The organism is Nocardia sp. NBC_00403 (genome assembly GCF_036046055.1).
In the GTDB taxonomy this organism is placed as follows: Bacteria; Actinomycetota; Actinomycetes; order Mycobacteriales; family Mycobacteriaceae; genus Nocardia.
In genome coordinates this window covers 5,935,624-5,948,215 of record NZ_CP107939.1, presented here as the reverse complement: position 1 = coordinate 5,948,215, position 12,592 = coordinate 5,935,624, and the positions used below count along the sequence as shown (strand labels likewise).

Annotated in this window: 13 protein-coding genes and 1 pseudogene; 5 read left to right on the top strand and 9 right to left on the bottom strand. The window is 65.6% G+C overall.

What is annotated here, in order from left to right; translation table 11 throughout:
* Positions 1 to 51 precede the first annotated feature (51 nt).
* On the bottom strand, positions 52 to 1,041 hold the full coding sequence (locus OHQ90_RS26460; RefSeq protein ID WP_328399578.1) for an IS481 family transposase: 990 nt from the start codon (positions 1,039 to 1,041) through the stop codon (positions 52 to 54).
* A gap of 106 nt (positions 1,042 to 1,147) precedes the next feature.
* Positions 1,148 to 2,398, bottom strand: a complete 1,251-nt coding sequence (locus OHQ90_RS26455; RefSeq protein WP_328401902.1) for a PucR family transcriptional regulator — start codon at positions 2,396 to 2,398, stop codon at positions 1,148 to 1,150.
* A 245-nt stretch (positions 2,399 to 2,643) separates the two neighbouring features.
* Between OHQ90_RS26455 and OHQ90_RS26450 the strand changes: the two genes are divergently transcribed.
* On the top strand, positions 2,644 to 2,979 hold the full coding sequence (locus OHQ90_RS26450) for a hypothetical protein (RefSeq protein WP_328401900.1): 336 nt from the start codon (positions 2,644 to 2,646) through the stop codon (positions 2,977 to 2,979).
* A 164-nt stretch (positions 2,980 to 3,143) separates the two neighbouring features.
* Here the strand turns inward: OHQ90_RS26450 and OHQ90_RS26445 are convergent, their stop codons facing one another.
* Both OHQ90_RS26445 and OHQ90_RS26440 read right to left on the bottom strand, forming a co-directional pair.
* Complete coding sequence (locus OHQ90_RS26445; RefSeq protein ID WP_328401898.1) at positions 3,144 to 3,590, bottom strand: nuclear transport factor 2 family protein; 447 nt, start codon at positions 3,588 to 3,590, stop codon at positions 3,144 to 3,146.
* 152 nt (positions 3,591 to 3,742) lie between these two features.
* Positions 3,743 to 4,081 (bottom strand): annotated as a pseudogene (locus tag OHQ90_RS26440) (transglycosylase family protein); the annotation flags it as partial.
* Positions 4,082 to 4,657: 576 nt separating this feature from the next.
* On the opposite strand from OHQ90_RS26440, the gene OHQ90_RS26435 reads away from it, so the two are divergent.
* Complete coding sequence (locus OHQ90_RS26435) at positions 4,658 to 5,419, top strand: trans-aconitate 2-methyltransferase (protein ID WP_328401896.1); 762 nt, start codon at positions 4,658 to 4,660, stop codon at positions 5,417 to 5,419.
* A gap of 124 nt (positions 5,420 to 5,543) precedes the next feature.
* Positions 5,544 to 5,894, top strand: coding sequence for a DoxX family protein (locus tag OHQ90_RS26430; protein WP_328401894.1), 351 nt, complete (start codon positions 5,544 to 5,546; stop codon positions 5,892 to 5,894).
* 13 nt (positions 5,895 to 5,907) lie between these two features.
* Here OHQ90_RS26430 and OHQ90_RS26425 read toward each other — a convergent pair whose 3' ends face one another.
* Positions 5,908 to 6,786, bottom strand: coding sequence for a sigma-70 family RNA polymerase sigma factor (locus OHQ90_RS26425; RefSeq protein WP_328401891.1), 879 nt, complete (start codon positions 6,784 to 6,786; stop codon positions 5,908 to 5,910).
* Between the two features lie 135 nt (positions 6,787 to 6,921).
* Between OHQ90_RS26425 and OHQ90_RS26420 the strand changes: the two genes are divergently transcribed.
* Both OHQ90_RS26420 and OHQ90_RS26415 read left to right on the top strand, forming a co-directional pair.
* Positions 6,922 to 7,269: a DoxX family protein gene (locus OHQ90_RS26420; protein ID WP_328401889.1), complete on the top strand. Its 348-nt coding sequence runs from the start codon at positions 6,922 to 6,924 to the stop codon at positions 7,267 to 7,269.
* Positions 7,232 to 7,492: a hypothetical protein gene (locus OHQ90_RS26415; RefSeq protein ID WP_328413460.1), complete on the top strand. Its 261-nt coding sequence runs from the start codon at positions 7,232 to 7,234 to the stop codon at positions 7,490 to 7,492. The genes OHQ90_RS26420 and OHQ90_RS26415 overlap by 38 nt, the downstream gene beginning before the upstream one ends.
* A gap of 71 nt (positions 7,493 to 7,563) precedes the next feature.
* Here OHQ90_RS26415 and OHQ90_RS26410 read toward each other — a convergent pair whose 3' ends face one another.
* The 4 genes from OHQ90_RS26410 to OHQ90_RS26395 form a co-directional block, all read right to left on the bottom strand.
* Positions 7,564 to 8,331, bottom strand: coding sequence for a 2-phosphosulfolactate phosphatase (locus OHQ90_RS26410; RefSeq protein WP_328401887.1), 768 nt, complete (start codon positions 8,329 to 8,331; stop codon positions 7,564 to 7,566).
* 39 nt (positions 8,332 to 8,370) lie between these two features.
* Positions 8,371 to 8,697, bottom strand: coding sequence for a hypothetical protein (locus OHQ90_RS26405; RefSeq protein WP_328401885.1), 327 nt, complete (start codon positions 8,695 to 8,697; stop codon positions 8,371 to 8,373).
* Positions 8,698 to 8,824: 127 nt separating this feature from the next.
* Positions 8,825 to 10,558: a CDGSH iron-sulfur domain-containing protein gene (locus OHQ90_RS26400; RefSeq protein ID WP_328401883.1), complete on the bottom strand. Its 1,734-nt coding sequence runs from the start codon at positions 10,556 to 10,558 to the stop codon at positions 8,825 to 8,827.
* Positions 10,559 to 10,977: 419 nt separating this feature from the next.
* Positions 10,978 to 12,567: a GMC family oxidoreductase gene (locus OHQ90_RS26395; RefSeq protein ID WP_442941496.1), complete on the bottom strand. Its 1,590-nt coding sequence runs from the start codon at positions 12,565 to 12,567 to the stop codon at positions 10,978 to 10,980.
* Between the last annotated feature and the right edge of the window lie 25 nt (positions 12,568 to 12,592).

Below are 12,592 nucleotides of genomic sequence, written 5' to 3'. Positions count from 1 at the left end.
TGGTCCAGTCGGAAGGAACTGGACCTCCGGGCGCTGGTCTTTGCTGGTGGCCTAGCTGTACTGACCTGAGAGGTTAGTAACGCGGCTAGCGGGCGGGTGGCCTGCGAGTGCGGTGTGGCCGCGGTGGTGATTGTAGGTGTGGAGCCAGGTGGTGAAGGCTGCGCATCGTTCAACATCGCTGCGGTAGAGCCGCGCATAGGCCCACTCGTCGGCCAGGGTGCGGTGGAAGCGTTCGACCTTGCCGTTGGTTTGGGGCCGGTAGGGACGGGTGCGTTTGTGGACCACCGGCCCTAGGGCCTCGGCGAAGGTGCGGGATCGGTAGCAGGACCCGTTGTCGGTCAACACCTTTCGGGTGATGATGCCGTTGGCGGTGAACCAGGCGTTGGCGCGTGCCCAGAACGCGGCGGCGGTTTCCTTGCGCTCGTCACCGAGGAGTTCGGTATAGGCCAGCCGGGAATGATCATCGAGGGCAGTGTGCAGGTAGTGGTAGCCGTGCATCGGGTTGCCGTGAACATTGTTGACCCTGGTTAGCTTGTGCGCCTGGGAATTTCGGTTGCCAGCGGAACGGCCGAGCTTGCGCCAGCCACCGCCGTCGGGGATCTTGCCGAGTTTCTTGACGTCGATGTGGATCAGATCGCCCGGGGCATCGTGTTCATAGCGGCGTACCGGTTGGCTGGTGGCGCGGTCGAGCCAGCGCAGCCGTGCCAGCCGGTAGCGGGTCAGGACCCGGTGCACCGTCGAGGGATGCAAGCCCAGTAGGTAGGCGATGCGGGCCGGTCCCCATCGGCGCAGCACACGAACTTTGATGATGCGGCGTTCGGTGCGAGTCGGTGTCCGGCGCGGGCTGTGATGTGGTCGCGAGGACCGATCGACCATGCCCGCCGGGCCCTGCAGGCGATAGCGACCCGCCCACCTCGACGCGGTGGTGGCCGAGACCTGGAACCGTTCGGCCGCCCGGCGGAGCGGCCAACCTTCATCGACGACACAACGAGCAAGACGCAACCGGCCCAACTCCGTGAGCGGGGCATTACGGTGAGACACGAAGACCTCCGACAGGTGAATGCGTTCCTAGACAGCTCGCACTTCACTCGGAGGTCTTCGCCATGTCAGCTCGCCACGCCGTCACCAACGTCCATGGTCAGTACACCTAGCTCGCTTCGCGCTGTGGGCCCCCTGGCCTCGGTTGCTTGTAGCTGCGGGCGATCAGCGCGGATCTGAGGTACCAGACGCCGGAGGCTTGGGCGGGGTCGAAGCCGGTGAGCTGACCGATGCGCTTGAGTCGATAGTCGACGGTGTTGGTGTGCACGTGCAGGGCGCGTCCGGTGCGCTGACGATTGAGGTTGTTGCTGATATGGCGTTGCAGGGTTTCGAGCAGTTCGGGGTGCTCGTCGAGCGGGTCGAGCAGGGTGCGTAGGTGGTCGAGGCCGGGGCCCGGCCGAGTGAGCTGGTATTCCAGGGCGAGATCGTCGAAGCGATACAGGCCGTGGGCGCAGTGCAGTCGGGCCACCATGTCGAGCAGTTCGTGGGCTTGATCAGCTGCGGCGGGCACCTGGGGCGGGGTCGCGGGCATGACCGCGGCGGTGATCGGGACCTGTGCGGCGTGGGAGAGTTGGTCGACGAGCGAGTCGAGGGTGTCGTCCTCGAACAGTGCGGCGGGAAGCAGGATGGTGCCGCCGTCGACGCTCAATAGTGACAGCGCGCCCTCGCCACATCGGGTCGCCAGCTCGGCCTGTACGCGGCGCAACTTGCGCCGGGCGACCACGGTGCTGTCGACCCTGGGATTGCATTCCTCGGGGTGTTGCGGAATCGACACGGCGAGAACGGAATACGATTCGGCGATCTCGATCCCGCATTCGCGCGCCATGGTGGAGGTGGGGTGGCCGCCGAGCAGTGCCGAGGTGAGAGTGTGTGCGGCGGTGTGGTGCTCACTGACCACCGCCCGCAGCTCCCGGACATAGGCCTGCGAGACGGTAGAGGTGATGGTGTCGAGGATTTCGAGCAATCGCCGGCTGATCTGCTTGAGATTGTCGAAGTCGGCGGCGGTGGCATTGGCCAGGATGAGATCGAAACCGAGCTTGAAACCCTCGTGCACGGCATGGTGGATCGTGTCGATCGGGATGCCCTCGCGGGCCCACCCTGCGGCGACCTTCCGCAGCTGCTGGGTCTTCTCCGGAATATCGGTGCCGTCGAACATGCTCACCGCCAACTCCAGGCAGACCCGGGTGACAGTGGTGATGTCGCCGTTGAGCGCCTCGCCCGGCAGCGTCCGGCATGGGACGACGTTCTCGACGAAGTGCCCGACCATCTGCTGTGACAATGCCCGGACATCCTGCAGTGAGGACGTCACCGGCCTGCCCGATACGGTCAGATCCGGTCGATCCGAACTGGTGACGGTCATCGTGACTCCCTTCCGGCGTCGCAACGTGGCGAAGCACCCCACGGTAACGCGGCGACCTCGCAGAACAAGGGGGCCGTCGTCGGTTCCGGGCATGTTCCGAACCTGGCGAGGGCATGCCTGTGAGGGTTCACAATCAATCCGCACCCGAGTTCGTCCATTCGCCGAAACGGGCCCGTCAGCTCGAAGGCCGGTACGTCAGCCCGTAGCGTCGGAATCCGATAAGGGCGTTACGCGGAGGGAGTCCCATGACGATGCGCCCACCCGACGAGGCCTGGGCGACGGGCCCCGACGCGCTGCTCAAGGCAGGGTTCGAGCTCGCACTCGTCCTCGTGGATGCGGCCGAGGCCTCGGGTTCGATGGTGATGTCATGGTTCGAGCACGCTGCCGCCCGTTGCGCCGCGGCGGGAATCCCCATCGAAGCGGTGCACGACGCTGTGCGTGACAGCGTGAAAACCGCTCTGGCCCAGGCTGGTCCGGTCGAGGAGCCGGTGGCGTGCACCTGGGAAAGCGGGGGCGAGCCCGGCGCCGGCGGAGTCGTCGATATGTTGACCTCCGCGGTGACGCGGGCCTATGCGCAATAGGCGATGTCGCGCAGGCGTTCTCAGGAAACTCTCAACAAATCCGCGCTCTGATCTCAGGACCGACCCGTTGAATGACGGCAGCTGCCCCGCCGGTTCGCTCTAACCAGGCGGGGCAGCGCCAGCTCGGTAGCACTGTTGCCGCTTGCGTCGATGCCCTCGGCAATTCAGCCCATGCTCGGCGTCGCAGGCGTGAGATACATGTAGCTCTTCTCCTCGACGCGCTGCTTGATGCGCCATCGGCCGTCGATGCGGACGAAGGTGTCCAGGTACCACAGGCCGCAGAACATGACGCTCTGCTGTCCGTCGCCGTTCTCGACAAGCATCGGATTATGGCACATCGTGCGGCCGGTCGCGGTGTCGCCGTGGACAGTGATCGACGAATTGCCGACCAAATGCTGGAATGCCGGGAAGTTCGGGAGCACCTGGGCGAGAAAGGCTTTCGTCGACGTGAGGTCGCCGATCGCACCGCCCATTGCCGAGTAGTCGATGTGCGCGTCCGCGGTGAAGACGTCGTCGAGCAGGTCCCACTGCCGAGTGTCGACCGCGTGCGAGTAGCGGACCATCAGATCCTGGATCTCCAGGCGATCGGAAATCTCCTGCAACGACAGCATGCGCGCCTCCTTGGACTGACACAGGTTTCAGTAATGCCATCAGTGTCGGAGCAAGTAAGCAAGAGCGCGTTCCGGCTGGTGACGCAGAACGGCCCTGTCGGCGGAATCCGCGTGACAGGGCCGTGCTGGTCGAACGGGGGGTTGCGGCCTTACAGGTAGGCGCCGCACACCGGCCATGCGCCGGGGCCCTGGGTGGCGAGCACGTTCTCCGCGACGCGGATCTGCTCGGAGCGGCTGGCGCCGCTCGGGCTGCCGGCGCCGCCGTTGGCCTCCCAGGTGCTCTGGGTGAACTGCAGGCCGCCGGAGAAGCCGTTTCCGGTCTCGGTGCCCCAGTTGCCGCCGCTCTCGCACTGCGCGACGCCGTCCCAGTTGTGGCCTGCGGCCGACGCGGTGGCGGTGGCGGTGGCGACACTGAACGGGACGGCAACGAGGGCGCCGATGACGGCGGTGGTGCCAAGCGCGCGGGTGGTGAACTTACGGTTCTTGAACATATGGATTCCCTGCCTGCGCCCTACCGGCCCGTGGAAGCCGCACACGAGTCCCTGCCCCCAGGGATGTCGGGGATCCTCGAACCGTGGGGCAGGGTTGCCGGTGTTCGGCGATTCGAGTCAGAACCGGATGTTGATCCGGGCCGCCAGCGACGTTAACCGAGAAGTCGCGGAGGATCACGTCGAGATAACGTCCGAATTGCCTGAACTCTATCGATAGAGTGACTTCGTTTTCAGGGATGGCGCTGGGAAAATGCAATATTACAATTTTCAGTTATTGTTACGTGATGTGTCTGGGATCACTATGAAATAGTGATTCGGGTCGCGTCGATCGGTGTTCGATCGTGCAGTCTCGAACTTCTCGAACTTCGATGCCGACGCCGACGGAACCGTTCGACGCCGAGTGTGAACGCCTGGTCGGGCATCGATCGGCCTGCCTTCGGGGCGATCCCGTTGGGGTAAGCCTCGTTGACGAGTGCTGATGTGACGGGGTTCCTGCGGTAGGTGCTGGCCTTAGTGCTCACCGTGCTTTACAGTACGTCCGTACGGTTTGACGCGATCCAATGACTTGGAGGTCCGATGTGGGATCCCGAGAAGTACCTTGCGTTCGACGATCACCGTTCACGCGCGTTCTTCGATCTGCTGAACCGCGTGGCCGCCGAACAGCCGCGCCGGGTAGTTGATCTCGGATGCGGGCCGGGTCATCTGACCCTCGCACTCGCCCAGCGCTGGCCGGGAGCGGTCATCGAGGCATCCGACTCCTCACCCGACATGGTCGCGGCCGCACGAGATCGCGGTGTCGACGCCACCCTCGGCACCGTCGAAGCGTGGCACCCTGCCCCTGATACCGACGTCGTGATCTGCAATGCCGTGTTGCAATGGGGGCCGACCCACACCACCCTGCTGCCACGATGGGTCGACCGCATGCCTTCGGGAGCCTGGCTGGCCTTCCAAGTTCCCGGCAACTTCGACGCGCCGTCCCACCGAACAATCCGCGAACTGGCGTCCCGGGATCGGTGGCGCGCGGAACTTGCCCCGTCGGGCATCCTCGAACCGCGAGCGGTGCTCGACCCAGATGGATACGCCCGGCTACTCACACGTTGTCAGATCGACGCATGGGAAACCACCTACCTCCAGCGCCTCGAGGGTGAAGACCCCGTACTGGAATGGCTCACCGGAACTGCCCTACGTCCCGTTCGCGATGTGATCGACGACACCGAATGGCAAGAATTCACCGCACAACTCGCCCCACTCCTGCGGGCGGAATACCCGCGCCACACCGACGGCACCACCTGGCTGCCTTTCCGCCGAGTGTTCGTCGTCGGCCGTAAGACCGGGTAGGGCACCGGACCGTATGGAGGCGCAGGCATTCCGTGGCTTGCCGACCGCTATTCGTGTTCCGTAGATCGTCGCGACGACCTACATTGAACGCAGTCACTGGGAGTGACATTCGAGGAGACGCATTATGTTCGTTGCGACCGTCATTATTTCTGTATTGCTTGCCGGCATGTTGTCCATGTCGGCGTTCTTCAAGATCACTCGGCGCCCGCAGTTCGTCGAGGGGTATGCCGCCATCGGGGTGCCGGAGAGATGGCTGAATCCATTGGCCGCACTGCTGCTCGCGGGTGCGACGGGTCTGCTCATCGGCCTGTGGTTCGCGCCGGTCGGGATTGCTGCCGCGGTCGGGCTGATTCTCTACTTTCTCGGCGGTATCGGCTTCCACGTGAAGTCCAAGGACTGGAAGGGCATGCCTGTGCCCGCAGCCATTCTGATCCTGTCGATCGTCGCACTTGTGCTGCGTATCGCCACTGCGTGAACCGGTTCGACGGTCAGTCAGGAAGCACGGCCAGCTCGAGCTGCCGCAGGCGAGCCGGATCGGCGTACACCTCGTAGGCCGCGATCCGATCGCCTTCGACGGTCACCGTGAGCGCAAGCAACAGCCGACCGCGCGGCGCCACAATGATGCCGACTGTGCCGTTGACCAGGGCAAGGGCGGCGACCTGCGAGCGCCTGCGAAGCACCAGAGTCTCTTTCGCCACGGCATCCGCGCCACGGGCAACCAAGGCCATTCCGGCGGGCAGCGCGGCCGGATCAGCGGTGCGCACCACCTCCGGTGCCAATACCACCAGCAAAGCAGCGAGGTCACCACTGCGTGCGGCGGCGAGGAACGCCTCGACGACATGGCGCTGCTCGGCGAGTTCGGCGCTGGATGCGGTCGCGTCACCGCGTGCGCGCGATCGGGCCCGGCTCGCGAGTCTCTTGGTGGTGGCAGTCGTGCGCCGCACGATCGGCGCGATCTGATCGAACGGCACCGCGAACATGTCGTGCAACACGAACGCCACCCGCTCGTCGGGGCCGAGGGTGTCCAGCACCACCAGCAGCGCGCGCCCCACCGAATCAATAAGCACGGCTTCGTGTTCCGGGTCGCTGTCGTAGGCCGTGTCGCCGTGATCGGCGATGGAGTCCACGGGGTCTTCGCGTCGCGCGGCTCGCGATCGCAGCATGTCCAGGCAGATCCGTGAGACGACCGTCGTCAGCCAACCCGCCAAATTCTCCATATCGCCGGTGTCGGACAGCGCCAGCCGCAGCCATGCCTCCTGAACCGCATCTTCGGCTTCGCTCGAAGACCCGAGCATCCGATAGGCAATCGACCGCAGGTGGTCGCGATGCGTTTCGAATCGGCGCGCCAGCAAATCCTGTGCGTGCATCGGTCACCTTTCCTCGTCGCCATCCGTCATCTGGATGACGAACTCAACACCGCCCGAGTGACCGCGGGTGCGGCGCTTCGCGGGCCCCATCACGATCGCAGACCTCGGGTGCCATCGAACAGGAGGGTATTTCCCGTGCATATCGCCTACATCGTCGTCACCGTTCTCGCCGCGGTGGCAGCCGCGGTCGCGGCAGCCATCGATGTTGTCCGGCCGCAGTGGCTGCTGGACAACATGCAGAACTACGGCATCCCTGCGCAGGTGCTCGGCCTGCTGGGTGTCATCAAAGCCATCGGCGCGCTCGGCCTCCTGGTCGGCCTCGCCATCCCTCCCATCGGCTTGGCTGCCGCTATCGGCTTGGTTCTGTATTTCCTCGGTGCGGTCGTTACCATCGTGCGCGCCCGCTGGTACTCCGACATCGCCTACCCGCTGCCGTGGCTCGTGCTTGCAGCCGGATCTCTCGGCCTCTTCGTGGCCGCATGAGCCCGCCGCCCACAACGACGTAGGAACCCGAGAGGCGGCCGATGCGGAGACACGCGCTGCGCACTGGCGCAGCGCGAGCAATGTTGCACGCCATGCCAATTCGGCATCCTTGCTGATGCTGATGCTGATGCTGATGCTGATGCTGATGCTGATGCTGATGCTGATGCTGATGCTGATGCTGATGCTACGGAGACCACGCGAGCCTTTCCCGGCGCCCGGCTGAAGGGTCGGCGCCGGCGCCAGGAACACAGTCGTCAGCGCCGAAGAAGTCGCGGGTGACGATTTACGCCGTGATCACCTGCGCCGGCCATCGATGAAGACGCCGTCGACGAGCAGCGGCACTACGTCGGTGGTATCGAGTTCGGTGGCAATCGCGACGTCTTCGGCGAACCCGCCTTCCGTGAGCTCACGACCGGAGGAACACTCGATGACGATGGTCGCGATCTCCACATCGGTGTAGCTCGCCTCGGCGACGAGTGCCTCCGGTGACAGCGCGCTCGCACCGCGCTGGTTCAGCCCGTGGATGATCGCGCCCGCACCGAGCAGGTCCTCGACCGCGGGGCGGAGCACCGGCTGTCCCGGCCAATGCTCGCCCGCGGCGATCACCGTGACCGGCAGCTCCGGTGTGCCCCACCCCTGCCGGTGAATCCACGCAGCGACTGCATCGGCATTCCGCAGCGACCCGGCGACCACCGGCACTCCCGCCACCGCCGCCGCGATGGCCGAACCGTTGGGAGAGGGCAACACCAAGCGCCGTGCTGTCGGCGCGCGCCGCAAAGCGGCAGGCGACAACGACCAAGGCTGCTGTGCGCTGACCGCACGCCGCCCGACGGCGACTTCCGCATTGTGTCGCTCGGCGAATTCGGCAGCACTGTCGTTGCGCCACGGGTAAGGAATGACCTCCGTGCCCGCCTCGACGGCCACCGAAACCGATGTGGTGAACGACAACACGTCGACAATCACCACACACGCGCTCCCGGGCGCCAAAGCCAGTGCACCCGCCACACCCCACTCGAAGCGCACGCCCCATGATCGCTGTCCGAACCACTCGTCACCCGACACGACCGACCTTTCTACCGTGTCGAGCGCTTCGACCCGTGATCAGGGCGAGGTGGCGCTGCTCGACCGGGCCAGCATGAAAGGTGAACCGGGGAAAGATGGCTGCCATCCGCGTGCCAGTCCCAGACGTATGCTGGTGGCAACGTCGGCCGGACGGATGGAAACCGGGGGAATGTCCATCCAGTTGCGGGGATGAGCGTGGCCGGTGTCGACGACCAACGTGGTGCCGGGATGGGCGGCATGCTCGACGGCAAAGGTCATGCGTGTCAGCGCGATTCCTTGCATATAGGTCGGCCGTCGCCGGACGCGCCATCGGTACGCGGTCCCATCGACGACGATGCGCCGGGCACCCTTCTTCGGCAGCGTCACAGTGTCTCCCTTCGAGGCTGTCACGCTAGCGCGGAACCCGAGCCCGCCACCACCGATTATCGAGGTCGGACCGCACCGGCCGCGGTCCGCTCTACCCCGGTAGGGCAGAGCGGTGCAGCCGCGAGTGTTATTCGGGAGTGGCGTCGGCGATCCAGCGGGCGAAGACATCGATATGGTCTTGGGGCCAGCGGCCGTCGCAGGGCATGGATCCTTGCTGGAGTCGGTCGAGGATGCCGGCGGCGTGCTGTACGACGTCGGTGTGCGACCACAGATCGAAGACGAAGCTCATCGATTTGCGGTCCATCGCCCGGAACAGCGGTTTGATGTGCCGGTCGAAGCTGACCGGTTCGTCCGGGCTCGGTAGTTCGATGGTGTGGTCGGCATCGGCGGGAGGTGTGAGGGCGGAAACCCGGGACCCGGGTGTGGCGTTGCATACCCACCACCACCGTGGCACCGGCATGTGTGGCGGTGGAGTTGCGCCCGGTTGCGAATTCTCCAGTGCGATACGCGATCCCCACTCGATATAGGCGGCGAATGCGGCCCGGAATTCCGCGTCGGTCGGTAACCCGGCGTCATCCGCGGCACGAGAGATGAGCTGCGCCCACCGCGCCCGCCACTCCTCGGTGAGCGCCTTGCCCGCGTGCTCGGCGACCATGTGCTCGTAGCCACCGTACATCTCGGTGTACAGCTTCGGTCCGCCGAAGGTCTCGCCGAGCCAGGCGGCCACGCGCTCGGGATGATCGGGTGACATGCTGGCGAAAAGCGGTGCGAGTAGCGGATCTTCGGGGACGTACTTGCCGTAGAAGATGTGCGTCATCCGGGTGAGCGCAGGCAGGCCGCCTGCCCACTCGAACAGCGTCGGCTCCTCGGAGGGCACCGGATCGGCGAATCCGACGTAATAGTGCATCCCACTGCAGAACGGCTTGTTCTGCGAGTGCCCACACCGGCAGAGGCTGTAGTGCTCGCTCGACGCGCCCGTGTTGCGTTGGCCGCAATCGACCAGCGGGATGCCACCGGAGATCCGGTACGGGCCGTCCTTCGATACTTCGATCGCGGGTTCCCTGGCCGGGGCGTCGCCCTCCTTACCGTCGATTGCGTAACCGAGAGCGCCGGAGGGGCAGGCTCGTGCCGCCCGTTTGATCTCGTCCATCCGGCCGCCGCTCGGTGCGACGAAAGGTTCTGCGCTAGCACGGAATACGTTCGGCAACCGATCGGTGCAGAACCCGGAGTGGGCACACAGGCCGCGGTTGTCGAGAACGGTGACCGCAACGCCTTCGTAGGTTTCCCGGCTGTCGGGCACCCGCTGCGGATCTTTGTCGCCGCTGAATCCGATGCGGGCATGGCTGCCGTCGCAGAGCGGTTTGGTCTCCGAAGCTCCACAGCGGCACAGGGCCAGCTGTGGAAGCGTTCGGATGGCCACCCCGAGCCAGTCGGTGATCTTGGTGGCGTTGGTGACCAGGTACGGCCCGTCGGGGGCAACCTGGATCTGGGATTCCAGGCCCGACTGGAGCGCGGTGAGCTCGGCCACGCGAGCGTCCGGGTCGTCGGCGGACAGGACGGCCAGGTGTTGAAGGGCGGCGGTGGCCTCCTGGACCCCGGTCGGTAGTCCGGGGTTGCCGCGGAATCGGGTAATGTCGCGCGCCAGCTGCCACACCTGGTCTGTGGTTTCTGCTCCGGTTTCGTCGTCGGCGTTGACGTCGGGGCCCCGGCCGGTCATCTCGGTGAACGCTTCCGTCAGTGGTCGGATCACCGAATCTTGCAGGGGCGCAGCGCTTCCTGCCGGGTGGCCTTCCATAAGCTTGGCGAAGTGCCGGTCGAGCGTCAGGGCCCGGGTCAGCAAGGACTCCAGTTCGTTGTGCACTCCTGCTCCTGTTTCTCTGTCTAGCGGTCCAACTGAATAATGATTACTTCATTACGTTGTTTCGTCCACGAAGGGGAATCCCCGACGCCGGGAATGGGCGGCGATTCCGTCACCAGCGCCGACCTCATACCGCACACGCGCCCTCTCGAGCAGGCCGCTGGTCAGAAAATCGGGCACTCCCGATTGCGCGCCACTCGGCCGCAGGCCGCCGACTGCGGCGCGGTGGGTTCGCCTGCGGCACTGTGCGCCCTGCTCATCGAGAAACTCTCGGCACGGACCAATGGCATAAGCCATCGCGCGCCGACCACGCCGCCGCCTTCGGAGTTATTCGTCGAGGACGTCGGTACATTCTTCTGGCTCGCTCGCCGAGATGGACGCGGATGCTCCGCGCAGAATCGAGTTTCCTGGTGCTGAAGTGGTCAGCGCCCTGCGCTGAGGAACTTGGCCGCTTGTTCGCCGACGAAAACGCTCGGCGCATGGGTGTGGCCACGGATGAGCAGCGGCATCACCGACGCATCGGCGACCCGAAGTCCGTGCACGCCACGGACTTCCAGTCGCGGTGTGACCACGCTTGCTTCGTCGGTACCCATCCGGCAGGTGCCCACCGGGTGGTAGAGGGTGTGTGAGTAGCCGTTCAGCGCCAGCTCGAGGGCTGCTTCCATCTCGCTCGGCGCTTGCGGCGGATAGATCAACGGCCCGAGTATCGCTTTCATCGCAGGCGATGCCGCCAGTTCGGCGCAGGTCCGCAGTCCGGACATGAGAGCGGCGCGGTCGGCCCCCGCACTGTCGGAGAGATATCTGGGATCGATGACCGGTTTCGCCGTCGGGTCGCCCGAGGCGAGGGTGACGCGGCCGCGGCTGTGCGGCCGCAGCAGTACCGTCGCCAGCATGACGCCGTGCTCTGTGGGGTCGAGCAGCCCTTCGTAATAGAAGGGCGCCGGCGCGAAGATCAATTCCAGGTCGGGCAGGTCGAGATCGGATCGGCTGCGCACGAACCCGTAGGCCTCACCGACATTGGAGGTGAGCATGCCGCGGTGCCGGATCAGATAATCCAACAGCTGGCGCGGCTTCTCCGCGGTGAACAGCGAGTCCGCTTCGACGCCGTAGCCGATGCCGGCGACCAGATGGTCTTGCAGATTCGCGCCGACCTCCGGGGCATGGTGTACGACCTCGATGCCCTGCCCGGTGAGCTCGTCCCGATCGCCGATGCCGGAGAGCATGAGCAGTTGTGGGCTGTTGATTGCGCCGCCGCAGAGGATCACTTCGCGGCGCGCGGTGACCGCGTGCGAGGCGGCGCCCTGCAGGTATTCCACGCCGACTGCGCGCGGTGCGCCTGCCGGATCACGTTCGAAAAGAACACGGGAGACGAGCGCTTCGGTCCGGATGGTCAGATTTGTCCGCCGCAGCGCAGGCCGCAGATAGGCATCTGCCGTGCTCCATCGGCGACCGCCCCGCTGGGTGACCATGGTTTCGCTGAACCCGTCCGGCTGCGGCCGGTTCGGCGGTTCCACCGCGAACCCGGCTTCTTGCACCGCGGTCAGGTAAGCGGCTGTCGACGCGCGCGGACTGCGCTGCCGCGAGATGTGCAGCGGCCCGGCTGCCCCCTCGTCCGGGTACTGAGCCTCTTCGACGTTCTCGATGCGCCGGTACTGCTCTACCGCGGCGGCGAATCCCCACTCCTCACCCGCCAGCAGCGCCCACTCGTCGTAGTCGGCGCGGAAGCCGCGGACCCACATCATCGCGTTCATCGACGAAGATCCGCCGAACATCTTCCCGCGCGGCCAATAGATCTGCCGGTTGTTCAGCCCCGGCTGCGGCTCGGTGAGATAGTCCCAATCCACTTCTGTGCGAAATAGTTTCGCGAAGGCGGCAGGAATGTGCGCAAACTTGTTCTTGTCGGGCGGCCCCGCCTCGAGCAGCACGACGGTGGTGCCGGGGTCGTCGCTGAGCCGGTTGGCGAGGACCGCACCGGCGGATCCCGAGCCGACGATCACATAGTCCGCGGTTATCCCAGCTGTCTGCACTGTCCCACTC